The organism is Serratia sp. CY71090, assembly GCF_052166845.1.
Taxonomy (GTDB): domain Bacteria; phylum Pseudomonadota; class Gammaproteobacteria; order Enterobacterales; family Enterobacteriaceae; genus Serratia; species Serratia nematodiphila.
In genome coordinates this window covers 17050-39582 of record NZ_JBJNOA010000016.1, presented here as the reverse complement: position 1 = coordinate 39582, position 22533 = coordinate 17050, and the positions used below count along the sequence as shown (strand labels likewise).

The window sequence follows — 22533 nt, the reverse complement described above, 5'->3', positions numbered from 1 at the left end:
AATCAACGGGTTAAGGCTAAATGCGTCGCGCCTGCCAGTACACCCGCTTCCAGTAGACGTTATCGAGCGAGGAGCGGATCACCCCGCGGCTGGTCGACGCGTGGATAAATTGGTCGTTGGTATCGTAAATGCCGACGTGCAGGCCGTTCTCACCGCCGCCGGTCTTGAAAAACACCAGATCGCCCGGCATCAGCTCATCGCGTGAAACCTTGGTGCCCAGTGAGGTCTGTTCTTCGGTCGAACGCGGCAGTTGCATGTCGAAGCGATCGCGGAACGTGCGGTAAACAAAGCCGGAACAGTCTACGCCGCCGCGATCCAGACCGCCGTAACGGTATGGCGTGCCGTACCATTGGCGCAACTGTTCGTTGAGCTGGGCCACCACCACGATAGAGTCCGCGAGGCGGCCGCTGGGCGGCGGCGCATGGCTGCTACACCCGGCGAGGATCAAACTGGCTAATAAAAACCACACACGCATCCGCATAATATCCCTTCATTGAACACGTCGCCGCATTATGCCATCCGGTACACCACCACACCGCCTGCGAGGCAAAGCCGGCATCACGTAAGGAGAGCGCCATTTGGCGTTAATTTATCTCCCGCACGGTGAAAAAGGCAAGCGCCATAAGGGAGATAATGGCGGGATCGCCGGTTTTGGCGCTATTCCGGCGATTTTGTCTCGGGTTTGCTGTTAATCAGCCAGACGCCGAACAGAATAAACAGCGTGCCCAACGTTTTCAGCAGCGTAGCGGATTCGTTAAACCACGGCAGGATCACCGCCGCCAGGTAAACCAACGCATAGCTGACGCTCAGCAGAGGATAAGCGCGGTTTAACGGCAGATGGCGCAGCGCAAAGAACCAACACAGCATCGACAGCGCATAACCGAAGATGCCACCGCTCACCGCCAGCAGCGGCAGCCAGTAGTCGCCGATCAGCGCCAACGAGACGTCGGCGAACGACATCAGCGGGATTTGCACCATGCCCCACTTCATCAGCAACTGCGCCAGCGTCACCAGCAACACGCTGGCGGCGCCCCAGGCATAGCCCCTCATGAATGCACGCTCATCAGCAGGATCCCCAGCATAATCGACGCCACGCCGCACCAGTGGCGAACGGTTGTCGGCTCATGAAACAGCCAGCGCGCCGCCAGCGTCACCATCACGAAGTTCAGGCTGAGCATCGGGTAAGCCAGGCTGAGCGGCAGGCGTTGCAACACATTGAGCCACACCGCCATGCCCAGCCCCAACAGCAACACCGCCAGCGCCAACCAGCGCAGCGTCTGTTTCAGCCGCGCCTCGTCCGCCCGTTCCCAGCAGTGCGCCGCCTGTTTCTGGCACAGCTGCCCACCACAGGTGAGCAGGCTGACCACTATCACCAACAAAAAACCGATCATGGTTGCTGTTTATACCACATCAGCACCAGGCGGTTCATACGATCCACCTTGTCTGCGGCCGGCAGCTCCTGCGGCAGCGCTTCGCCGCGGGACAGCTGCAACACCAGCGACACATTGCCCTGCTTGCGCGCCTGCGCCAGCCACTGCGGGAAGTCGGCATCGCTGATCAGGTGCCCCTTGGCGTCCGGATACTCCAGACCATAGGCCACCTCGCCTTTCTGGCTGTACATCAGCACGTCGCTGCGCTTCAGCTCCCAGGCCAGGCCGGCCGCCAATCCGACGCTGTCGCTCAACACATAGCGGCTGTCGCTCAGTTCGGCCATCGTGGCGCGGACGAAGTTTTGCGGCAGTTTGGAATCGGTCACCTGTTGCGGGATGGCGTAACCGATCACCAGGCACAGCAGCACCGGGCAAGCCGCCGCCCAGCGCCATTGGCGGCCGTTATCGCGCGCAGAAACCAGTGCGAACAGCAGCCAGCCGCCGAAGGCGATCAGGCCGAGCACCACTTTCGGCCACTCCTGGGGAGTAAACAGATGCGCTTTCGGCAGCAGGCCGGAGCTTAACACCACCAGCGCCACGATGCCGATCCCCCCGAACAGGCCGTTCAACCAGGCGTTGGCCTTGAACAGCCTGGCGCGCAGCGTGGCGGCATAGTCTTCCGCATAAGCGGCCATCAGCAGCGCCAGCGGCGCCATGCACGGCAGAATGTAGGTCGGCAGCTTGCCTTTGGCGATGCTGAAGAAGATCAGCGGCATCAGCGCCCAGCTCAGCAGGAAGAACAGCTCCGGACGCTGTACGCGCTCGCGCCAACCTTTGAGCAGCGCGCCGGGCAGCAGCGCCAGCCAAGGCAGCACCGCCGCCAGCAGAACCGGCAGGTAATACCAGAACGGCGCCTTGTGTTGAGCATTATCTTCGGCGAAACGCTGAATATGCTCGACCCAGAAAAAATAATTCCAGAAATCGGGTTCGCGTTGCGCGATCGCCAGCGCCCACGGCAGGCTGAGCAGCGTAGCGGTCACGATCGCCACCGGGCCATAGCACAGCAGATCCTTGATGCGGCGTTGCTGAATGACGATCGGGATCACCGCGATCACCGGCACCGCCAGCGCCAGGAAGCCCTTGGTCATAAAGCCCATGCCGCAGGCCAGGCCCAACAAGGCGTAGGCGCCCAGCTTACCCTTGACCGAAGAGGCCTTCAGCGTCAGGTAATAGCTGACCATCGCCGCCGCCAGCCACAGCGAAATCATCGGATCCAACACGCTGTAAGTGCCGATGCTGAACACCAGCACCATCGACAGGAACATCAGCGCCGCCAGGCTGGCGCGGCGCGCATTGCGCCACATCAGCATCGCCAGCGCGAACACCAGCAAGGCGGTCATGCCGGTGCTGAACACCGAGCCGAAGCGCACCGCAAAGTTGTTTTCGCCGAACAGCCATTGGCTGATGTTATTGAACCAGTAACCCGCTACCGGCTTCTCGAAATAGCGCAGCCCCAGCAGATGCGGCACCACCCAATCGCCGCGCTGCAGCATTTCACGGCTGATCTCGGCATAACGCGTCTCGTCCGGCTGCCACAGCAGGCGGCCATTAAGCGGGATCAGGTAAACCAGAGCAAAAAAAACGGCCAGCAGAATGGCCCAGGATCCTTTTAGCGCCTTCATGTAACGTCCTTCACATCGGTTTGACAACCCAGCCAACCTTCGCGGCCGGGGAAAGGAGCGCGCTTGATGCGGCCCAACGGCAGTGACGCCAAATCTTGCGGTAACAGCGCGCTCAGCGGACAGAATTCGATGCCCTGCCGCTGTGCGCGTTGCAATAACTGTTCGAACATCGCCGTCTGCGACATGCCTTCCACTTCGGTGTGAATGGTGTACACCGGCACGCCGCGATCGTTCTCGATGGCGCGCAGAATATAGTCGTTGAAGTCGGCCATACTGACTTCGCTGCCAATCACTTCATCGAAGGTCGGCAACGTCACCGGGATCTGCACCGTACCGTGACGCCCGTCGCTCAGCACCGGACGGAACGGATGAGTGCCGCGGCAATCGCTGTTGTAATGGAAGCCGAAGCGCTGCTTGACCTCCAGCACGCGCGTATCGGCGCGCCAGCCCGCCACGGCGGAGCATTTCACCGGCTGGCCGATGCAGGCGCTCAGGGCGTCGACGCCCAATTGCACCTGCTCGGTCAATTGCGCCTCGCTCCACTTGCCGACCTTGGCCTGCCAGCCCTGGTGATCCCAGGCGTGCAGCCCGACTTCATGGCCGGCTTCGGCGGTGCGCTTCATCAGCGGCCCCAACGCGCGCGAAATATTGCGCCCCGGCCAGGCGGTGCCGGCCAGCAGAATATCCAGGCCGTACAGCGAGGCGGCGTTCGAACGCAGCATTTTCCACAGAAATTTCGGACGCAAAAGGCGCCAAAGATGGCGCCCCATGTTGTCCGGTCCCACGCTGAAGAAGAAGCTGGCCTGAATGTCGTACTTTTCGAACAGGTCCAGCAACTGCGGCACCCCTTCACGGGTGCCGCTGAAGGTATCTACATCAACCCGCAGACCGACTTTCTTCATGCACCGTTCCCTTCCTGAACGGTTGTGCGCAGGAAGTAGTCCAGCGTATCGGCGACGGTTTGCTTCATCTCGATGGTCGGCTGCCAGCCCAGCAGGCGGTGAGCGTTTTTGATGCTCGGCGTGCGGTGCTCGACGTCCTGGTAACCTTTGCCGTAGTAGCTGCTGCTCTCTACGTCCTTGAAGCCGGCAAACGGCGGGAAGCGATCGCGCAACGGGTGGTTGTTGAAGCTTTCCAGCAGCATTTCCGCCAGCTCGCGAATGCTCGCTTCGTTGGTCGGGTTGCCGATGTTGACGATCTGGCCGTCGCACAGGCCGTCGCGGTTCTCGATGATGCGGAACAGCGCTTCGATGCCGTCGTTGATGTCGGTGAAGCAACGTTTCTGCGCGCCGCCGTCCATCAGTTTGATCGGCGAACCTTCCACCAGGTTGAGGATCAACTGGGTGATGGCGCGGGAAGAGCCGATGCGCGCAGCGTCCAGGTTATCCAGGCGCGGCCCCATCCAGTTGAACGGACGGAACAGCGTGAACTTCAGGCCTTCTTTGGCGCCGTAAGCCCAGATCACCCGATCCAGCAGCTGTTTGGAGACCGAATAGATCCAGCGCTGCTTGTTGATTGGCCCGACGATCAGACGCGAATGGTCTTCGTCGAACTCTTTATCGTCGCACATGCCATACACTTCTGAGGTGGACGGGAAGATGATGCGCTTGTTGTATTTCACGCAGTCGCGAACGATCTTCAGATTCTCTTCGAAGTCCAGCTCGAACACGCGCAGCGGGTTACGGGTGTATTCGATCGGCGTCGCGATCGCCACCAGCGGCAGCACCACGTCGCATTTCTTGATGTGATACTCGATCCACTCGGAGTGGATGCTGATGTCGCCTTCCACAAAGTGGAAACGCGGGTTGTCGAGGAAGCGGCTGATGGCGTCGGAACCGATATCCAGACCGTAGATGTCGTAGCGGTCATCGCGCAGCAGGCGCTCAGTCAGGTGGTTGCCGATGAAGCCGTTAACCCCGAGGATCAGCACGCGGGTGCGGCGTTTCATTACGGCATTCGGCTTGGCGGCCAAACGCACGTCGGTGACGATACCCATTTCCTGCGCCAGGCGGCTGCCCTGCACATACAGACCGCTGTCGTTCTGACCGGCGACGATCTCCAGCGCACCTTCGCCACAGGCGATGACCAGCGGCGAGGTGCTCAGCACGGTGCCCGGCTGTTTATCGTGTTGGGTGTCCAGCACGCGAGAGCGCCAGACGATCAGCTTGCGCTGACCGAGGTAGCTGAAGGCACCCGGGTACGGCTCGGTGACGGCGCGCACCAGGTTGTTGATCTCTTTGGCGGATTTGTGCCACAGGATCTCACCGTCCGCCGGGGTGCGGCGACCGAAGTAGCTGGCCTGAGACTCATCCTGCTTGGTGAAGGTGGCGGTGCCGTTCTTCAGCTTCGGCAGCTGCTCTTTCAACACGATCTGCGCGGCTTCCAGCACTTTTTTGTGCAGCGTCAGCGCAGTGTCGTTGTCTGCGATGGTCACTTTCTGCTGACCGACGATGTCACCGGCGTCCGGGCGTTTCACCATTTTGTGCAGCGTGGCGCCGGTTTCGGTTTCGCCATTCACCAGCGCCCAGTTCACCGGCGCGCGGCCGCGGTAACGCGGCAGCAACGAGCCGTGCAGGTTGAAACTGCCCTGCGGCGCCAGCGACAAGATCTCGTCGCTCAGCATGTGGCGGTAATAGAACGAGAAGATCACGTCCGGCTGCAGTGCGCGAATGCGGTCAACCCACAGCGGGTGATTTACGTCTTCCGGCGCATAGACCGGCAGATCCAATTCGGCGCCCAAACGGGCCACAGAGGAGAAGAAGTTGTTCTCACCAGGGTCGTCGGTGTGCGTGAACACGGCCTGCACGTCATAACCCGCCTCAGTCAGCGCTTTCAGACCTGCGCAGCCAATATCATGGTAAGCAAATACAATAGCTTTCATCATTCTTCTTCCTGAGTATTGTGGTCATGCTGTGCACCGACCACTTTCTGAACAAAATAGCGAGGACGCGCACGCACGTCGGTATAGATACGGCCGATGTATTCACCCAACAGCCCCATGCCGACAAACTGGGCGCCGATAAAGGTGAACAGGACGGCGAAAAGGGTGAACACGCCGCCGGCGGCCCATTCAGGGCCGAGCAGCAGACGCAGCGCAATCAGCACCAGCGCCAGCACAAACCCGGACAGCGCCACGACGCTGCCGACCACGCTGAGCAAACGCAGCGGCGTAGTGGTCAGGCAGGTGATCAGGTCATACATCAGGTTGATCAGCTTCATCAGGCTGTACTTGGAGTCGCCAAACTCGCGCTCAGCGTGGCGCACGTCGATCTCGGTGGTACGGCGGGCGAAGGTGTTCGCCAGAATCGGGATAAAGGTGCTGCGCTCATGACAGTGCAGCATCGCCTCAACGATATGACGACGGTAGGCGCGCAGCATGCAGCCGTAGTCCCCCATCGACTTGCCGGTGGCGCGTTGAATCATCATGTTGATCACGCGCGAGGCGCTTTTGCGGAACCAGGAGTCCTGACGGTTGGCGCGCACGGTGCCCACCACGTCATAGCCCTCTTCCGCCACGCTGACCAAACGAGGGATCTCCTCCGGCGGGTTCTGCAGATCGGCGTCCAGCGTAATCACCAGATCGCCGGTCACCTGGTTGAAACCGGCCATGATCGCCGAGTGCTGGCCGTAGTTGCGGTTCAGCAAAACGGCGATCACGTGGCTGTCCGGCTTTTCCGCCGCCGCGGTCAGCATGTCAGCGGAGTTGTCGCTGCTGCCATCGTCGACAAGGATGATTTCATAAGGTTGAGATAACTGCTTACAGGCGGCAGTAGTACGCTCCAGCAACGCCGGCAGGCTTTCCTGCTCGTTGTATACCGGAATGACTACCGACACTTTTTTAATCGGTTCAACGCGAGACACGTAAAGACTCCACAACAGAAGACAAGGCATTGACCACGCGATCCACGTCGGCGTCGGTCATGTCAGGGAATAGCGGTAAGGTGCACAGCCGCGCCGAGTTCCATTCGGTATTCGGCAAAGAAAGCTGTGGATAACGCTCACGGTAGAATTTCTGGGTGTGCGCGGCGCGGAAATGCAGCCCGGTGCCGACGCCAACCTCTTTCAGGCGCTCCATCAGCTGGTCGCGATCGATGCCGCAACGCGCCGGATCGACGCGGACCATGAACAGGTGCCAGGCGTGGTCATGCGGATAATCCGGCACGCCCAACGGTTGGAACGGCGAGCCTTCCAACGCGCTCAGGTAGCGCTGTGCCAGCGCCTTACGCCGTGCGTTCAGCTCAGCGAAGCGCGACAGCTGCACCACGGCGATCGCCGCGTGAATGTCGGACAGGTTGTACTTGTAACCCGGCTCCACCACTTCGGCCTGCGGTTTGCGGCCTAGCTGCTGGCGATCGAAGGCATCGACGGCCAGACCATGGAACTTCAGACAACGCAGGCGATCCGCCAACGCATCGTCATCGGTGGCGATCAGACCGCCTTCGGCGCAGGTCACGTTTTTAATCGCATGGAAAGAGAAAATCGCCGTGCCGCGTGCGCCGACCCATTCGCCGTTGTAGCGCGTGCCGACCGCGTGGGCAGCGTCTTCGATCAGCGGTAAGCGGTGGCGTTCGGCCACGGCGCGCAGCGCATCCATCTGCAGGGGAGCACCGGCATAATGCACCGGAACAATCGCTTTGGTTTTGGGGGTGATGGCAGCCTCGACATCGGCGGCGCTGACCATCAAGGTCTCACGGTCAACGTCGATCATCACCGGCGTAGCGCCCAGCAGTTCGATCATGTTGAGGGTAGAAACCCAGGTTTGCGAAGGGGTGATGACTTCGTCGCCGGGCCCGATGCCCAGCGCCATCAGCGTGATGTGCATACCCGCCGTGGCGGAACTGACGGCGATGGCGTACTTACAGCCGAAAGTGGAACAGAAGTCATTTTCCAGTTGCTGGTTTTGCGGCCCGGTAGTGATCCAGCCGGAACGCAACACTTTCTCTACCGCGGCGATTTCTTCGTCGCCGATGGCCGGACGAGAGAAAGGCAAAAATTGATCCATAGTTAACCCCAAACGTATCGAACTGCTTTTGATGACACTGTAAATCCCTTTCGTTTAACGAATATTAAACGCCAGAGAAGAATCGTTTCCGTGGATTAACTGCCAATGTAAGGGTGCAAGCTTAACTAAACCTTAAGACGAGGCTTGTCATCAGTAAGAGAACTGATGGATAGGCGCTGTCATCATTAATTTAAATTTATTATGTAAATCAGGTAATTATATTTATTAATAATTATTTAATTATTTTATTTTTGCCGAATCAAGCGTAGCACGTCATTGACGTTTTTCAAGAAAACTCACAAGAAAATGAGAGGCAGCACAATAATAGCCGATGACTACCCGGCTATTTATATTCACTACGTTTAGTTTTCGTTTATATTTATACCCCAGGGCGAATTAAGCCGTGCGGGTCATGATCCAACGCTGGCTCCCCACCCATTGCAGGTGGAAATCCACTTCATAGATCTGCGACAACAGTGCGGGCGCCATCACCTCACGGGTGATGCCCTGCGCGACCAACTGCCCAGCGTGCAGCAACCAAACCCGATCGGCCTGCTGCAGGGTATGATTCAGATCGTGCGCGCACACCAGCGCGCTGCGCCCACTTTGGCAAAATTCGCGCAGCAGGCGATCCAGCGCGACCTTTTGCGCCACATCCAGGCTATTGGTTGGTTCATCCAGCAACAACAATCGGCTGTGCGGGTTAACGCTGGGCCACACCTGCAGCAATACCGCCGCCAGCCGCACCCGTTGCCATTCTCCACCGGAAAGCTGTGTCAGCATGCGTGACAGTTTATCCACCAGCTTCAACCGCTGGCACAGATAGAGGATGGTGTGTTCCACCTCGGTTTGCGCCGCGCCGGCAGGCCGGTGCAACGCCAAATACTGAAACACCGGCATCAGCGACACCGGCGGCTGTTGCTGGCTGAGATAACCGCGTCGGCGCGCCAGCTCGCTCCCCGGATAATCGGAGAGCGCGCGTCCGTCCAGGCAGACTTCGCCCCGCCCCGGCAGCATGCCCGCCACCCGCGCCAGCAGGGTACTCTTCCCTGCGCCATTTGGGCCGATCAGGTGAACCTGCAACCCGCCGTCAATCTGTGCCGAAAAAGGCGCCAGGCGCCCCGCCACCCCAACCTCAACGAGTTGCAGCATCCGTATTATCCTGCCAGCGCTTGTTTCACCGCCGCCACCAGCGCCGGATCCTCAGGTGTGGTGTCAGGCGAGAAGCGCTGGATCACCGTGCCGTCGCGCGCGATAAGGAATTTCTCGAAGTTCCACAGAATATCGCCGGGATGCTTCGGCGCACGCCCTTTGCTGGCCATCCGCGCCAGGAACTCGCTGCCTTCCGGCGCGACGGCCTCCGGCTGTGCGGCAATCAACGCTTGGTACAGCGGATGACGGTGTTCGCCGTTCACCTCAATCTTGGCAAACATTGGGAATTGCACGCCGAAGGTGCCGCGGCAAAACGCCAGGATCTCTTCGTTGCTGCCCGGCTCCTGGCCCAGGAATTCATTGGACGGGAACCCCAGGACTTCCAGCCCCCGATCGCGATAGGTTTCGTACAGCGCTTCCAGCCCTTCGTACTGCTTGGTCAGGCCGCACTCCGAGGCCACGTTGACCACCAGCAGCACCTTGCCCTGATAGGCACCCAGCGTGGTCGTCTGATTTTCGATGGTTTGTAACGGCAGGTTGTCGATTGGCTTGTTCATCGGTTGTCATCCTTTGGTTTTTTAATGGCAGGTGAATGAAGAAAACTACCTTACGCCTTTTGTCCGGGTCAGTAACCAGATAAATAGCGGCGCCCCCAGCGTGGCTGTCACCACGCCGATCGGCAGCTCGGCCGCCAGCAGCGCAACGCGGGCGATCACATCGGCCACCAGCAACACCCCGGCCCCCGCCAGCGCGCAGGCCGGCAGCAGATAGCGCTGGTCTGTCAGGCCGGTGAGCCGCAAAATATGCGGGATCACCAGCCCAACGAAGCCGATCACCCCGGCTAGCGCCACGCTGACGCCAACCAGCCAGCCGATCGCCAGCACCAGCAGGTTACGCCACACATGCAGCGACAGCCCGAGCTGGCGCGCCTGCACCTCGCCCAGCGCCATCAGGTTGAGCGCTCGGCCCTGGCCACACAGCCACAGCAACACCGGCAGCAGCGCCAGCACCAGCCACTTTTGGCGCCAGTCAACGCCGCCGAAACCGCCCATCATCCAGTACATCAGCTGCCGCAGATCGAGGCTGGTGCTGAAATAGACCGCCCAGGTCATCAGCGCGCTGCACACGATGCCCAGCGCCACGCCGACCAGCAACAGCCGTGCATTGGTCAGACGTCGCCGGCGAGCGAAGCCCAGCAGCAAGAAGGTCATCGCCAGCGCACCGGCTATCGCGGCGGCGCTCATCAGCGCCACCGGCAACAAACCGTGCCCCAACAACACCGTCAGCACCAGCGCTACGCCGGCGCCGTTAGCGACGCCCAGCAGACCGGGCTCCGCCAGAGGATTTTCAAACAGCGCCTGCATCACCGCGCCCGCCACCGCCAAGGCGGCGCCGACCAGCATCACCGCCAGCGCGCGCGGCAAACGCAGTTGCCAAACAAACAGTTGCGCTCGATCGCTGAACCACTCTGACGGCCATATCCATTGGTCGCCGGCGCAAAGGCTGACCAGCAACGCCACCGCCACGCCCAGCGCCAACAGACTGAGCTGGCGTTTATCGCGGTAGCGTTGATGTTGCAACAGTAAGGTGAAGGTACGGCTGGTTGGCATGCGCGGCGGTTCCCTGCCGGCCGCTGTCGTGGCCGGATAATTGACGTTTGAGTCGAATATTAGGGGGTTAACGCCGCAAGGGGAAGTCTTGCGTGGATAGTGGCTCAGGAAAGCAGCAGCTGGCCTTGCCCGTCATCGCAACAATGATGGCAAAACCAGCCGCCGATAAACTCAGGGATTAACGATGCGAGCCGGAGTTGCCCGGTGGATAAGGTTGGCCGCGGCCGCCATCGCGGCGGTCATGGTCACCGCGATCGTCATGACGGCGGTCGTGGTCGCCACTATCGCGATCGCCGTGGAATGGATTGCCGCTGCGTTCCGGCCCACGATGCTCATAGCCACGCGGCGGCGAAGGTTGCCAGCGTCCGCCGTCCCAGTACATACCGCGCGCATTGCGCTCACCCAGGCCGCGACCCTGGTGCGCATGCCACCACTGCGGTGGACGCCAGTCGTAGCCATCCCAGTAGTAGCCGCGACGGTCCTGATCCCCCAGATGCAGAGAAACGCCCGGCACGTTGATATCGACGGAGACATCGGCCTTCGCCGCCAGCGGCAGCAACAGCGGGAAACACACCAGCAACAGGATCTTTTTCATTTCACCTTCTCACTCTATTTTCTTGCTGCAGTGGTTATATCAGCGTGCTTATTTAACGACTATCTCACCGATGCCTATTTTCAGATTGTTTTCGACGGCCTTACACAATCCCTACACTGTTTGCAGCCACCTTTAATTATCATAACCACTGACAAGATTTAACGAATAACTGACGTCTCTCAAGCGGCGCGGCAATTATAGTTAAATGGATTTCCACCGGAGGATTATAAGATGATTAAACGTATCGGTATGCTGCTGACCGTTGTAGCCCTGGCCTCAACCCTGAGCGCCTGCTGCTGGGGCCCGCACGGGGGCGGTGGCCACCGCGGCGATGGCCCTGGCCATTATTACGGCCGTTATTGAAACAACAAATATGGCTGCTCACCACATAAAATAAGATATAAGAATACTCCGTAATTGAGATTAAATAAATTTTCGCCGAGGTGATTTAATGAATAATCTTAATTCATGCATTGCCCATTAGGAATGGGCTGAATTTTGTCTCAGAAAAGAAAAAGGCCGCGCAAGCGGCCTTTTTTGATGTCACGTCACTCACCCTTTCGGGCTGGCGTTTTCTACCCGGCTTTTCAGCTTCTGCCCCGGACGGAAGGTCACCACACGGCGCGCCGTAATCGGAATGTCTTCGCCGGTCTTCGGGTTACGCCCCGGACGTTGGTTCTTGTCACGCAGATCAAAGTTGCCAAAACCCGACAGTTTTACCTGTTCGCCATTCTCAAGAGCCCGACGGACCTCTTCAAAGAACAGTTCCACCAGGTCTTTGGCGTCCCGTTTGCTAAGCCCAAGCTTCTCAAACAGGTGTTCTGACATTTCAGCTTTAGTAAGCGCCATAGGTTCAATCCCTCAAGGATGCTTGGAATCGCTGTTTTAGAGCCTCTACGCATTTTGCAACGGTAGCGGCTATCTCCTCTTCTTCCAGTGTACGAGCGGTATCCTGCAATACCAGACTGATAGCCAGGCTCTTGTCACCTTCTGCCACGCCCTTGCCACGGTACACGTCAAACAAGTTTACGCCAACTACCTGATTTGCGCCAACTTTCTTACACTCGGCCAAAATATCTTCTGCGGGGACGTTTTCAGCCACCACAATGGCGATATCACGGCGGTTTGCCGGGAAGCGCGAAATCTCCCGCGCCTGAGGCACGGCGCGGCTCGCAAGCTTGTTCCACTCCAGTTCAAACACCACGGTGCGGCCGTTAAGATCCAGTTTACGTTCAAGTTCCGGGTGAACCACACCGATGAAACCTACGCGTTCGCCGTGCAAATAAATCGCCGCACTTTGCCCTGGATGCAGGGCCGGATTGGCTTCCGCCCGGAACTGAATTTCGGATAATTTACCGGTCAGCTCGAGGACGGACTCCAGATCCCCTTTTAAATCATAGAAGTCGACGGGCTTGCGCGCCAGATCCCAATGTTCATCGTGCGTATGGCCGGCGATCACGCCCGCCAGCATGACATCCTGACGGATACCCAGATCTGCCGCACTATCAGGCACAAAGCGCAGGCCGCTTTCGAACAGGCGCAGACGCGTCTGCTGGCGGTTCTGGTTATACACCACCGCAGACAGCAGGCCGGTCCACAGCGACAGGCGCATCGCCGACATTTCTACCGAAATCGGGCTTGGCAGGATCAGCGCTTCTTCATTCGGGTGCAGCAGCGCCTGCACCTTCGGATCGACGAAGCTGTAGGTGATCGCTTCCTGATAACCGTGATCGACCAGCATGGTCTTCACGCGCTTCAGCGTCAGATCGGCTTCGCGATGCTGGGTCATCACCAGATCGGCGCGCACCGGCACATCCGGGATGTTGTCGTAGCCGTAAACGCGCGCCACTTCTTCCACCAGATCCTCTTCGATCTCCATATCGAAACGCCAGCTTGGCGCGACCGCTTGCCAGCTGTCGCCCTGCTCGGTCACCTGGCAACCCAGGCGGCGCAGAATGTCACTGACCTGCTCGCTTGGCACCACGTGGCCGATCAGGCGATCCAGTTTCTCGCGGCGCAGCGTGATGGTGGCGCGCTTCGGCAGTTCGTTCTCGTGGGTCACGTCGATAATTGGGCCGGCCTGACCGCCGCAAATATCGAGCAGCAGGCGCGTGGCGCGTTCCATCGCTTTGTACTGCAGCGCCGGATCGACACCGCGCTCATAGCGGTGAGAAGCATCGGTGTGCAGGCCGTGACGACGCGCGCGGCCGGTGATCGACAGCGGGCTGAAGAAGGCGCATTCCAGCAGCACGTCCTGAGTTTCCCCGTTGACGCCAGAATGCTCGCCGCCGAAGATGCCCCCCATCGCCAACGCTTTTTGATGATCGGCGATCACTAAGGTGTCGGCGTTCAGTTTGGCTTCACTGCCGTCCAGCAGCCTCAGTGTTTCGCCTTCTTCCGCCATGCGCACCACGATGCCGCCGTCGATGCGGCTCAGATCGAAAGCGTGCATCGGCTGGCCAAGCTCCAGCAGCACATAGTTGGTGACGTCAACCACCGCATCGATGGAGCGGATGCCGCAGCGACGCAGCTTTTCACGCATCCACAGCGGGCTTGGCGCCTTGACGTCGATGCCTTTCACCACACGGCCCAGATAACGCGGGCAGGCCTGCGGCGCGTCAACGCGGATCGGCAGCGTGGCGTCGATGGTGGCAGCCACCGGGCTCATATCCGGCTCGGTCAGCGCCACCTGGTTCAGTACGCCCACGTCGCGCGCGACGCCGATGATACCCAGGCAGTCGGCGCGGTTCGGGGTAACGCTGATCTCGATGGTGTTGTCATTCAGTTTCAGGTAGTCACGGATGTCGGTGCCGATCGGCGCATCCAGCGGCAACTCGATGATACCGTCATGATCGTCGGAAATGCCCAGCTCGGAGAACGAGCACAGCATGCCTTCCGAAGGCTCGCCGCGCAGCTTGGCGGCTTTGATTTTGAAATCGCCCGGCAGCACCGCGCCCACGGTGGCGACCGCCACTTTCAGGCCGGTACGGCAGTTCGGCGCGCCGCAGACGATGTCGAGCAAACGATCGCCGCCCACGTTAACTTTAGTGACGCGCAGTTTGTCGGCGTTCGGGTGCTGACCGCACTCGACCACTTCCCCCACCACAACGCCGTTAAACGCGCCGGCAACCGGATCCACGCCGTCCACTTCCAGGCCGGCCATGGTGATTTGATCGGATAATGCTTCGCTGCTGATGGCCGGGTTTACCCACTCGCGCAACCAGAGTTCACTGAATTTCATGTGATATTCCCGCCTTACTTAAACTGTTTGAGGAAACGCAGATCGTTTTCGAAGAATGCGCGCAGGTCGGTGACGCCGTAACGCAGCATCGTCAGGCGCTCCATGCCCATGCCAAAGGCGAAGCCGGAGTAAACTTCCGGATCGATGCCGACGTTGCGCAGCACGTTCGGATGTACCATGCCGCAGCCCAGCACTTCCAGCCACTTGCCGTTCTTGCCCATCACGTCCACTTCAGCGGACGGCTCGGTGAATGGGAAGTAGGACGGACGGAAACGAACCTGCAGGTCTTCTTCAAAGAAGTTGTTCAGGAAATCGTGCAGCGTGCCCTTCAGGTTGGTGAAGCTGATGTCTTTATCGACGATCAGCCCTTCCATCTGGTGGAACATCGGGGTGTGAGTCTGATCGTAGTCGTTACGGTAAACGCGGCCCGGCGCAATGATACGGATCGGCGGCTGTTGGTTCTTCATGGTGCGGATCTGCACGCCGGAAGTCTGGGTGCGCAGCAGGCGTGTGGCGTCGAACCAGAAGGTATCGTGGTCGGCGCGCGCCGGGTGATGCCCTGGAATGTTCAGCGCGTCGAAGTTATGGTAATCGTCTTCAATCTCCGGGCCGGTGGCAACGGAAAAGCCCAACTCGCCGAAGAAGGTTTCGATACGGTCGATGGTGCGGGTCACCGGATGCAGGCCGCCGTTCTCCATGCGACGGCCCGGCAGGGAAACGTCGATGGTTTCAGCCGCCAGGCGCGCGTTCAGCGCGGCGCTTTCCAGCGCGTTCTTACGCGCGTTCAGGGCGTCCTGCACCTCTTGCTTGGCCTGGTTGATCACCGCGCCGGCCGCCGGACGGTCTTCCGCCGGTACGTCACGCAGAGACTGCATCTGCAAGGTGAAATGACCTTTCTTGCCAAAATATTCGACGCGTACCAAATCTAACGCGGCAACATCCTGGGCATCTTCTACGGCTGCCTTGGCATTGGCAACCAGCTCTGCGAGATGTGGCATTGCTTTCCTCTTCCTCTGGCCGGGATGGCCCTAAGTAATTGTTATCTATTATTCGAACACGCCTTTGAGCAATCTTCAAAGACTTTTCAATGCGTTGTCGGCCAAGCGACTCACCTGCGCGGCACAGGGCCGACTGAGTGTCTGCCGCCCTCGCCACAACAATGTGCAAGGCAAGGCGATGGCCAAAAACAAAAAAGCCTCCACGAGGGAGGCTTAGGCGCTACTTTTCGTTTCTTTTCTTACGCGCAAAGCCTCCTGAAATCAGGCGCTAAAGTAAAAAAAGAAACGAAAAATAGCTGCGTGCATGATTGCGGTACCTTGTCGATAATTGTCCACCAGTGATATAGCGGCGGGCAATAAAAGTCAATATTTGTCGCTGAAAACAAAGATTAAAAGAGGGAGCAAGCTCCCTCTTCAACTGACTTACGCCAGAGCTGCTTTCGCTTTCTCAACCAGTGCGCCGAAGGCCACTTTGTCGAAGACTGCGATGTCAGCCAGGATCTTACGGTCAATTTCGATCGAGGCTTTTTTCAAGCCGTTGATGAACTTGCTGTAAGACAGACCGTTCTGACGAGCAGCTGCGTTGATACGTGCAATCCACAGCTGACGGAACTGACGCTTACGTTGACGACGGTCACGGTAAGCATACTGACCTGCTTTGATTACTGCCTGGAAGGCAACACGATATACGCGCGAACGGGCACCGTAGTAACCTTTCGCCTGCTTCATGATTTTCTTGTGACGTGCGCGTGCAATTACACCACGTTTTACGCGAGCCATATGCTCTCTCCTAAAGTCTTATTCTAAATTCAAAAAAAATGGCTTATGCGTACGGCAGGCACGCGGTAACCAGGACCAGATCGTTTTTAGACACCATGCCTTTCGGACGCAGGTGACGTTTACGCTTGGTTGCTTTTTTGGTCAGAATATGACGCAGGTTGGCATGTTTACGCTTAAAACCACCGCTGCCGGTTTTTTTGAAGCGCTTGGCTGCACCACGTACAGTTTTAATCTTTGGCATTTTAATTAAATCCACTTCGCATTGTTAAACAACGAATCAGTTGGGCGAATAAAACCCACACAGCGCAAGCGCCGCGCGGGTTCCATTACTTGTAAGCCTTACTGTTTCTTCTTAGGAGCGAGCACCATAATCATCTGGCGGCCTTCGATCTTCGTAGGGAAGGATTCGACCACTGCCAGATCCATATCTTCACACAGGTCTTTACGGACGCGGTTAAGCACTTCCATACCGATCTGCTGGTGCGCCATCTCACGCCCACGGAAACGCAGGGTGATTTTGGCTTTATCGCCATCTTCCAGAAAGCGAATCAGGTTGCGTAGTTTGACCTGATAGTCGCCATCATCGGTGCCAGGACGGAATTTGATTTCCTTGACCTGAATAACTTTTTGCTTCTTCTTCTGTTCTTTCGTCGACTTGCTCTTCTCGTAGAGGAATTTGCCGTAATCCATGATTCGGCAAACTGGCGGTTCGGCATTTGGGCTGATTTCTACTAAATCAACGCCCGCTTCCTCAGCTTTTTCAAGAGCTTCATTCAGACTGACAATACCAATCTGCTCGCCATCGACGCCGGTTAGGCGAACTTCTTGCGCGCGAATTTCTCTGTTAATGCGATTAGGACGCGCCGGTTGAACTCGTTTTCCGCCTTTAATACTTTATTCCTCCAGTTGATGAAGACTACGGCTGCGAATCTCTTTCAGCAGCTTGTCTACGACTTCGTTTACGTCCAGGCTTCCCAAGTCTTTGCCACGGCGGGTACGAACGGCAACTTTGCCGGCTTCGACCTCTTTGTCGCCGCACACCAACATGTAAGGGACTCGACGTAAAGTATGTTCGCGAATTTTAAAGCCAATCTTCTCATTTCTCAAGTCCGCTTTCACGCGAATACCTGCATCCTGCAGTTTTTTGGTCAATTGCTGGACGTAATCAGACTGGCTGTCGGTGATATTCATCACCACCACCTGCACCGGAGCGATCCAGGTCGGGTAGAACCCGGCGTATTCTTCGGTAAGGATACCGATGAAGCGTTCCATGGAGCCCAAAATGGCGCGGTGAATCATTACCGGCACGACGCGATCGTTGTTTTCGCCAACATACGAAGCGCCCAAACGGCCCGGCAAGAAGAAATCGAGCTGCACGGTACCACATTGCCATGCGCGATCCAAACAATCATGCAGGGTAAATTCAATTTTCGGTCCGTAGAAGGCGCCCTCGCCCGGCTGGTACTCGAACGGAATGCCGTTCTCGGTCAGCGCGGCGGCCAGGTCTTCTTCCGCACGGGTCCACATGTCGTCGGTGCCGATGCGCTTTTCCGGGCGAGTCGACAGCTTGACGGCGATCTTGTCGAAACCGAAAGTGCCGTACACGTCATAGACCATGCGAATGCATTCGTTCACTTCGGCGCGCACCTGCTCTTCGGTACAGAAGATGTGGGCGTCATCCTGCGTGAAGCCGCGCACGCGCATAAGGCCGTGCAGGGAGCCCGACGGCTCGTTGCGGTGGCAGCTGCCGAATTCCCCCATGCGCAGCGGCAAATCGCGGTACGACTTCAGGCCCTGGTTGAAGATCTGCACGTGCCCCGGGCAGTTCATCGGCTTGATGCAGTATTCACGGTTCTCCGACGCGGTGGTGAACATGGCGTCTTTGTAGTTTTCCCAGTGGCCGGTTTTTTCCCACAGCACGCGGTCCATCATGAACGGACCTTTCACTTCCTGGTACTGGTACTCTTTGAGCTTCATGCGCACGAAGGCTTCCAGCTCGCGGAAGATAGTCCAACCGTCGTTGTGCCAGAACACCATGCCCGGCGCTTCTTCCTGCATGTGATACAGGTCGAGCTGTTTGCCGATCTTGCGGTGATCGCGTTTGGCCGCCTCTTCCAGGCGTTGCAGGTAGGCGTTCAGCTGCTTCTTGTCTGCCCAGGCGGTACCGTAGATACGCTGCAGCATTTTGTTTTTGCTGTCACCGCGCCAGTAAGCGCCGGAGGTTTTCTGCAGCTTGAAATGGTGGCAGAAACGCATGTTCGGCACGTGCGGGCCGCGGCACATGTCGATGTATTCTTCGTGGTGATACAGGCCAGGACGATCGTCATGGCTGATGTTCTCATCCAGGATCGCCACTTTATAGATTTCGCCGCGCTCAGCGAAGGTGTCGCGGGCTTCTTGCCAGCTGACCTTCTTCTTGATGACGTCGTAATCCTTATCGGCCAACTCGTGCATCCGCTTTTCCAGCAGATCCAGGTCTTCCTGCGTCAGGGTGCGGTCGATATCCACGTCATAATAGAAACCGTTGTCGATAACAGGACCGATCGCCATTTTGGTATCCGGCCACAGCTGCTTGATCGCATGACCCAGCAGGTGCGCGCAGGAGTGGCGCATGATTTCCAGACCGTCTTCGTCTTTGATGGTGATGATGGCCAGCTGCGCATCCGATTCGATCAGATCGCTGGCATCAACCAGTTCGCCATTGACGCGACCGGCGATACAGGCTTTCGCCAGGCCAGGGCCGATATCGCGCGCGACATCCATCGGGGAAACGGGGTGGTCGAAATGACGCTGACTACCGTCAGGAAGAGTAATAACAGGCATTAATAATTCCTTATCTACAGTGGTGACCCACACGACAGATCACATGCAGTACGAAAATTGGATTTTGGGTTTGGTCAGCCAGGTTTCAGATCTCGCCCACAATTGCCAGATTGAAACCTCACTGGGTATACAGAATGGAACGCATACCTTCTCAGCCGCATTCGGCTAAGCGAATAGTATCACTAAAATTGTTCCGGATAAATAAAGCGCCGCCGCCCTCACACTTCCGCCTCATTCGGCGCAAAAACGGTCTTCATGTAGCTGAGGGTGGCCAGCAGGCACAGGCCGTAGCCCAGCAGTTCGCAGCCCTCTTCCACCATGTTTTTCACCACCCGGTTGTAACCGTCCAGCATCAGCGTTTGCCACAGCGCGCTCATGCCGAACAGGCGTGAAAACACCAGAATGCACAGCAGGCCCGCGCACATCATGCCGTAGCCGGGATGCGTCACGAAATCGGCCAGGCCGCGCACCGTCGCCGCAATGTGCCTGGCGGCATGGCACAGACAGACCAAGGTGACCGCCAGCGCGAACCACACCCAGGCGCCGTGCCACAGCGCATCGAAAGCGAAGTCCATCTCGCGGATCAGCATGCAGAGAAAGAAGCCGCCGACCAGCATCCAGGCGGAGCGGCGTTCCGCCTGCCGCCAGGCCGCGGCGAAAAAACCGCCGGCGATGGCGAGCAGCAACAGTTCCTGCGCCGCTTCGGTCAGCGAGGTTTCATGCACGAAGTTATGCAACCAGTGCACATCGATAAACACCAGACCGACCAATGCCGCCATGAAGGCGGCGGAAAGCGCGAATGCGCTGATTTTCCCCAGTAAAAGTTTCAACTCGTCTTGCATAATCAATCTCATTATCGTTTTAAAGCGCGCCTATGGTAGGCAGCTGAGCCTGCGGGGTGTAGCAATTGATGCTGAACGTCGGCCTTTACCGGCCAATTGCGGCGAAAAAGGCCATAAAACACAAAAATTGTGCGTTTTTTTTCTGAGCGCCGCTCGTTTTTCAGCCTGCGCTCATCATGGGGTGCGAGGTATTAACGACGTTATAGGGGCTGATGCATTTTGGTGCGCGTTCGGCGCCGCGGGCGATTGCGGTCAACGACGCCCCGTTGGGATGTGAGGATGAACCTGAACTCGCCGGCGAGTGCAACGGCAATGATGAAACGCCGGCCGACGGTTAATTAACGTTACGAGCTATCCCCATTGCCGCCAGGCACGCGGCAGGCTAGGCTGTTTAGCTCGTAGGCCGCCGCCTGGCGGCCTGAACGTTGCACAGGGAGTCTACTTTATGACGGGTATTTTGCAGTTATTCCAGGCCATCGGACTGGGTTTGGTGCTGCTGTTGCCGCTGGCCAACCCGCTGACCACGGTGGCGTTGCTGCTCGGCTTGTCCGGCAATATGACGCGCGAAGAGCGCAATCAGCAGTCGCTGATGGCCTCGGTTTATGTGTTCTGCATCATGACGGTGGCGTTTTACGCCGGACAGGTGGTGATGAACACTTTCGGTATTTCGATCCCCGGCCTGCGCATCGCCGGCGGTCTGATCGTCGCCTTCATCGGTTTCCGCATGCTGTTCCCGCAACAAAGCGCCGATGAGGCGCCGGAGGTGGAGAGCAAGTCGCACGAGCTGCGCCACAAGACATCGGCCAACATCGCCTTCGTGCCGTTGGCCATGCCGAGCACCGCCGGGCCGGGCACCATCGCGATGATCATCAGCTCGGCGTCGAGCGTCAAAGCGAACACGCTGGGTTTTGAACCCCGGGTGCTGGCCGTGGCGCCGGTCGCCATCTTCCTGACGGTCGCGGTGATCCTGTGGGGCTGCCTGCTCAGCTCCGGCGCCATCATGCGCCTGGTGGGGAAAAGCGGCATCGAGGCGATCTCGCGCCTGATGGGCTTCCTGCTGGTGTGCATGGGGGTACAGTTCATTATCAACGGCGTGCTGGAGATCATCTCCACCTATACGCCGGCCGCCTGATCACACAAAACGGGCGCAATCGTCGCGCCCGTTGCCGTTATTTCCCCGCCGGCGCCTGCGCGCCCAAAATGCCCTTGCCTTCCGGCACTTCGGTAAAGCGACTGAGGATCTCGCTGTAGGTCTTGGCCGGATCCAAATCCGGGAACTGCGCCGGATAGATAAACTTCGCCAGATACTCCAGCCCCACGATGTTGTACGGGTGGTTGTAGAAGTTATGGTAGATGCCGTAGAACCGCCCTTCCTTCACCGCTGACACCGGCGAGAACCCCGGGCGCTGCTTCATGCGGTTGAAGGCCTCATCCACCTGCTGCTGCGTCACGCCATAGCCGAACGGCACCGCGGCGTTGGTCTTGCTGGCCCACTGCGAGCCGGAAACGATGTAAGCATCCGGTTTCATGCTGATCACTTTTTCCAGCGCCACGTCGCCGGTCGCGCCCGGCAGCAGCGCAGAACCGATGTTGCGCGCGCCGACCGCCTCGACCAACGCCCCCCAGCCGACGTGCGCATGGGTGAAGCAGCAGGACTCCAGCCCATTCAGGCCAGCTTTGGCCTCGAAAAACACCCGCGGTTTGGGTTCCACCGCCTGCGTTTTGGCCAGAATGGCCTGATAATGCTGCTGATAATAATCGGTATATTGCTTGGCTTCGCTTTCGCGGTTGAGGGTTTCCCCCAGCAGCGTCACGCTTTTCGGCGTGTTTTCCACCGGCTTGAGCATGGTATCGATGAACAGCACCGGCACGTTCAGCGCCTTCAGCTTATCCAGCACGCCGGTTTGGCTCAGCGAAGGCTTGGAGCGCAGCTGGGCGATCATCAGATCGGGCCGCTTGGCGATCACGCTCTCCAGGTTCACTTCACCCTTATCGCTGAATCCCATATCGATGATGTTTTTCGCCCCCGGCCATTTGCTCTGCAAGATATCCCAGGTCGCCGCATCGCTTTTCTTCAGCAGGTTATTCCAGGCCACCAGCCGGCCGAACGGATTGGCGCGATCGAGCAGCGCCAGCGTGAGAATGTCGCGCCCGTCCTGCACCACGATGCGTTTCGGCTCTTGCTGGAGGGTGATCGTCTGGCCGGACGTGTCGGTCAGCGTCAGCGGATAAGTGGTGGCCATCGCCGGAGAAGCGAGCAAGGCGGCGCAAACCAGCGCCGGCAAAGTGATTCGACGGTGCACGAAAGACTCCTTAGTCATGAATACATTCAGAAAATACTAATGAGAATGGCTTGCATTATCAAAGATAACGCCCGGCATGTCGGCGATTAATTGCAAAGGGATGTGTAAAGGAAGGATAAGAGGCGCGCCGGAAGC

General features: G+C 58.4%; 24 protein-coding genes and 1 other annotated feature. Of the genes, 2 read left to right on the top strand and 22 right to left on the bottom strand.

All coding sequences use genetic code 11. From position 1 onward, the window contains the following. Window positions 1-16: 16 nt before the first annotated feature. From ACJ8OK_RS22925 to ACJ8OK_RS22870, 12 genes are all read right to left on the bottom strand, one after another. Window positions 17-481: an NlpC/P60 family protein gene (locus ACJ8OK_RS22925; protein WP_016927954.1), complete on the bottom strand. Its 465-nt coding sequence runs from the start codon at window positions 479-481 to the stop codon at window positions 17-19. A gap of 176 nt (window positions 482-657) precedes the next feature. Beyond that, entirely contained in the window at window positions 658-1050 is a 393-nt protein-coding gene (arnF, locus tag ACJ8OK_RS22920) for a 4-amino-4-deoxy-L-arabinose-phosphoundecaprenol flippase subunit ArnF (protein WP_033633203.1), read from the bottom strand. After that, window positions 1047-1391 carry a 4-amino-4-deoxy-L-arabinose-phosphoundecaprenol flippase subunit ArnE gene (gene arnE, locus ACJ8OK_RS22915; protein WP_004931404.1) on the bottom strand — a complete coding sequence of 115 codons (345 nt, stop codon included), beginning with the start codon at window positions 1389-1391 and terminating at the stop codon, window positions 1047-1049. Before arnE ends, arnF begins: the two co-directional genes overlap by 4 nt. Further along, on the bottom strand, window positions 1388-3052 hold the full coding sequence (arnT, locus tag ACJ8OK_RS22910; RefSeq protein WP_033633204.1) for a lipid IV(A) 4-amino-4-deoxy-L-arabinosyltransferase: 1665 nt from the start codon (window positions 3050-3052) through the stop codon (window positions 1388-1390). The genes arnE and arnT overlap by 4 nt, the downstream gene beginning before the upstream one ends. Then, entirely contained in the window at window positions 3049-3954 is a 906-nt protein-coding gene (arnD, locus tag ACJ8OK_RS22905; protein ID WP_082997593.1) for a 4-deoxy-4-formamido-L-arabinose-phosphoundecaprenol deformylase, read from the bottom strand. The genes arnT and arnD overlap by 4 nt, the downstream gene beginning before the upstream one ends. Further along, window positions 3951-5933, bottom strand: a complete 1983-nt coding sequence (arnA, locus tag ACJ8OK_RS22900; protein WP_060560438.1) for a bifunctional UDP-4-amino-4-deoxy-L-arabinose formyltransferase/UDP-glucuronic acid oxidase ArnA — start codon at window positions 5931-5933, stop codon at window positions 3951-3953. Before arnA ends, arnD begins: the two co-directional genes overlap by 4 nt. Beyond that, window positions 5933-6913, bottom strand: a complete 981-nt coding sequence (arnC, locus tag ACJ8OK_RS22895) for an undecaprenyl-phosphate 4-deoxy-4-formamido-L-arabinose transferase (RefSeq protein WP_004931408.1) — start codon at window positions 6911-6913, stop codon at window positions 5933-5935. Before arnC ends, arnA begins: the two co-directional genes overlap by 1 nt. After that, complete coding sequence (arnB, locus tag ACJ8OK_RS22890) at window positions 6900-8054, bottom strand: UDP-4-amino-4-deoxy-L-arabinose aminotransferase (protein ID WP_033633206.1); 1155 nt, start codon at window positions 8052-8054, stop codon at window positions 6900-6902. The genes arnC and arnB overlap by 14 nt, the downstream gene beginning before the upstream one ends. Window positions 8055-8450: 396 nt before the next feature. Continuing rightward, a complete protein-coding gene (gene btuD, locus ACJ8OK_RS22885) occupies window positions 8451-9206 on the bottom strand; it encodes a vitamin B12 ABC transporter ATP-binding protein BtuD (protein ID WP_033633207.1) in 756 nt (251 codons plus the stop codon). A 5-nt stretch (window positions 9207-9211) separates the two neighbouring features. Beyond that, a complete protein-coding gene (locus ACJ8OK_RS22880) occupies window positions 9212-9763 on the bottom strand; it encodes a glutathione peroxidase (protein ID WP_082997595.1) in 552 nt (183 codons plus the stop codon). Between the two features lie 45 nt (window positions 9764-9808). Further along, the gene (btuC, locus tag ACJ8OK_RS22875) at window positions 9809-10816 is read right to left on the bottom strand and encodes a vitamin B12 ABC transporter permease BtuC (protein ID WP_033633209.1); all 1008 of its coding nucleotides are present in this window, start codon (window positions 10814-10816) and stop codon (window positions 9809-9811) included. Between the two features lie 178 nt (window positions 10817-10994). Then, on the bottom strand, window positions 10995-11411 hold the full coding sequence (locus ACJ8OK_RS22870) for a DUF2502 domain-containing protein (protein ID WP_033633210.1): 417 nt from the start codon (window positions 11409-11411) through the stop codon (window positions 10995-10997). A 231-nt stretch (window positions 11412-11642) separates the two neighbouring features. On the opposite strand from ACJ8OK_RS22870, the gene ACJ8OK_RS22865 reads away from it, so the two are divergent. After that, a complete protein-coding gene (locus ACJ8OK_RS22865; protein ID WP_015377698.1) occupies window positions 11643-11774 on the top strand; it encodes a hypothetical protein in 132 nt (43 codons plus the stop codon). A 189-nt stretch (window positions 11775-11963) separates the two neighbouring features. On the opposite strand, the gene ihfA is transcribed toward ACJ8OK_RS22865, so the two are convergent. From ihfA to ACJ8OK_RS22820, 9 genes are all read right to left on the bottom strand, one after another. Continuing rightward, window positions 11964-12260, bottom strand: a complete 297-nt coding sequence (ihfA, locus tag ACJ8OK_RS22860; protein ID WP_004931414.1) for an integration host factor subunit alpha — start codon at window positions 12258-12260, stop codon at window positions 11964-11966. 4 nt (window positions 12261-12264) lie between these two features. After that, window positions 12265-14652 (bottom strand): phenylalanine--tRNA ligase subunit beta, encoded by a 2388-nt coding sequence (gene pheT, locus ACJ8OK_RS22855; RefSeq protein WP_033633211.1) that lies wholly within the window; start codon window positions 14650-14652, stop codon window positions 12265-12267. Window positions 14653-14666: 14 nt separating this feature from the next. Next, window positions 14667-15650, bottom strand: coding sequence for a phenylalanine--tRNA ligase subunit alpha (gene pheS, locus ACJ8OK_RS22850; RefSeq protein WP_004931416.1), 984 nt, complete (start codon window positions 15648-15650; stop codon window positions 14667-14669). Between the two features lie 187 nt (window positions 15651-15837). Further along, window positions 15838-15960 (bottom strand) — a sequence feature (Phe leader region). Beyond that, window positions 15912-15956, bottom strand: coding sequence for a pheST operon leader peptide PheM (pheM, locus tag ACJ8OK_RS22845; protein ID WP_121626058.1), 45 nt, complete (start codon window positions 15954-15956; stop codon window positions 15912-15914). Its footprint overlaps the feature before it by 45 nt. Window positions 15961-16073: 113 nt before the next feature. After that, entirely contained in the window at window positions 16074-16430 is a 357-nt protein-coding gene (gene rplT, locus ACJ8OK_RS22840; RefSeq protein WP_004931417.1) for a 50S ribosomal protein L20, read from the bottom strand. A 43-nt stretch (window positions 16431-16473) separates the two neighbouring features. Next, window positions 16474-16671: a 50S ribosomal protein L35 gene (gene rpmI / locus ACJ8OK_RS22835; protein ID WP_004931418.1), complete on the bottom strand. Its 198-nt coding sequence runs from the start codon at window positions 16669-16671 to the stop codon at window positions 16474-16476. A 98-nt stretch (window positions 16672-16769) separates the two neighbouring features. Further along, window positions 16770-17321 (bottom strand): translation initiation factor IF-3, encoded by a 552-nt coding sequence (infC, locus tag ACJ8OK_RS22830; protein ID WP_048233542.1) that lies wholly within the window; start codon window positions 17319-17321, stop codon window positions 16770-16772. A 3-nt stretch (window positions 17322-17324) separates the two neighbouring features. Further along, window positions 17325-19253, bottom strand: a complete 1929-nt coding sequence (gene thrS, locus ACJ8OK_RS22825) for a threonine--tRNA ligase (protein ID WP_015377696.1) — start codon at window positions 19251-19253, stop codon at window positions 17325-17327. 218 nt (window positions 19254-19471) lie between these two features. Then, a complete protein-coding gene (locus ACJ8OK_RS22820; RefSeq protein WP_033633212.1) occupies window positions 19472-20095 on the bottom strand; it encodes a hypothetical protein in 624 nt (207 codons plus the stop codon). Window positions 20096-20540: 445 nt separating this feature from the next. On the opposite strand from ACJ8OK_RS22820, the gene ACJ8OK_RS22815 reads away from it, so the two are divergent. Continuing rightward, on the top strand, window positions 20541-21227 hold the full coding sequence (locus tag ACJ8OK_RS22815) for a MarC family NAAT transporter (protein ID WP_442531094.1): 687 nt from the start codon (window positions 20541-20543) through the stop codon (window positions 21225-21227). A 37-nt stretch (window positions 21228-21264) separates the two neighbouring features. On the opposite strand, the gene ACJ8OK_RS22810 is transcribed toward ACJ8OK_RS22815, so the two are convergent. Further along, a complete protein-coding gene (locus tag ACJ8OK_RS22810; protein ID WP_033633213.1) occupies window positions 21265-22398 on the bottom strand; it encodes an ABC transporter substrate-binding protein in 1134 nt (377 codons plus the stop codon). Between the last annotated feature and the right edge of the window lie 135 nt (window positions 22399-22533).

Excerpts from the sequence above, each read along its gene's own strand:
- ACJ8OK_RS22925 (WP_016927954.1), bottom strand. The coding sequence starts at position 481 with ATGCGGATGCGTGTGTGGTTTTTATTAGCCAGTTTGATCCTCGCCGGG.
- arnF (WP_033633203.1), bottom strand. The coding sequence starts at position 1,050 with ATGAGGGGCTATGCCTGGGGCGCCGCCAGCGTGTTGCTGGTGACGCTG.
- arnE (WP_004931404.1), bottom strand. The coding sequence starts at position 1,391 with ATGATCGGTTTTTTGTTGGTGATAGTGGTCAGCCTGCTCACCTGTGGT.
- arnT (WP_033633204.1), bottom strand. The coding sequence starts at position 3,052 with ATGAAGGCGCTAAAAGGATCCTGGGCCATTCTGCTGGCCGTTTTTTTT.
- arnD (WP_082997593.1), bottom strand. The coding sequence starts at position 3,954 with ATGAAGAAAGTCGGTCTGCGGGTTGATGTAGATACCTTCAGCGGCACC.
- arnA (WP_060560438.1), bottom strand. The coding sequence starts at position 5,933 with ATGAAAGCTATTGTATTTGCTTACCATGATATTGGCTGCGCAGGTCTG.
- arnB (WP_033633206.1), bottom strand. The coding sequence starts at position 8,054 with ATGGATCAATTTTTGCCTTTCTCTCGTCCGGCCATCGGCGACGAAGAA.
- btuD (WP_033633207.1), bottom strand. The coding sequence starts at position 9,206 with ATGCTGCAACTCGTTGAGGTTGGGGTGGCGGGGCGCCTGGCGCCTTTT.
- ACJ8OK_RS22880 (WP_082997595.1), bottom strand. The coding sequence starts at position 9,763 with ATGAACAAGCCAATCGACAACCTGCCGTTACAAACCATCGAAAATCAG.
- btuC (WP_033633209.1), bottom strand. The coding sequence starts at position 10,816 with ATGCCAACCAGCCGTACCTTCACCTTACTGTTGCAACATCAACGCTAC.
- ACJ8OK_RS22870 (WP_033633210.1), bottom strand. The coding sequence starts at position 11,411 with ATGAAAAAGATCCTGTTGCTGGTGTGTTTCCCGCTGTTGCTGCCGCTG.
- ACJ8OK_RS22865 (WP_015377698.1), top strand. The coding sequence starts at position 11,643 with ATGATTAAACGTATCGGTATGCTGCTGACCGTTGTAGCCCTGGCCTCA.
- ihfA (WP_004931414.1), bottom strand. The coding sequence starts at position 12,260 with ATGGCGCTTACTAAAGCTGAAATGTCAGAACACCTGTTTGAGAAGCTT.
- pheT (WP_033633211.1), bottom strand. The coding sequence starts at position 14,652 with ATGAAATTCAGTGAACTCTGGTTGCGCGAGTGGGTAAACCCGGCCATC.
- pheS (WP_004931416.1), bottom strand. The coding sequence starts at position 15,650 with ATGCCACATCTCGCAGAGCTGGTTGCCAATGCCAAGGCAGCCGTAGAA.
- rplT (WP_004931417.1), bottom strand. The coding sequence starts at position 16,430 with ATGGCTCGCGTAAAACGTGGTGTAATTGCACGCGCACGTCACAAGAAA.
- rpmI (WP_004931418.1), bottom strand. The coding sequence starts at position 16,671 with ATGCCAAAGATTAAAACTGTACGTGGTGCAGCCAAGCGCTTCAAAAAA.
- thrS (WP_015377696.1), bottom strand. The coding sequence starts at position 19,253 with ATGCCTGTTATTACTCTTCCTGACGGTAGTCAGCGTCATTTCGACCAC.
- ACJ8OK_RS22820 (WP_033633212.1), bottom strand. The coding sequence starts at position 20,095 with ATGCAAGACGAGTTGAAACTTTTACTGGGGAAAATCAGCGCATTCGCG.
- ACJ8OK_RS22815 (WP_442531094.1), top strand. The coding sequence starts at position 20,541 with ATGACGGGTATTTTGCAGTTATTCCAGGCCATCGGACTGGGTTTGGTG.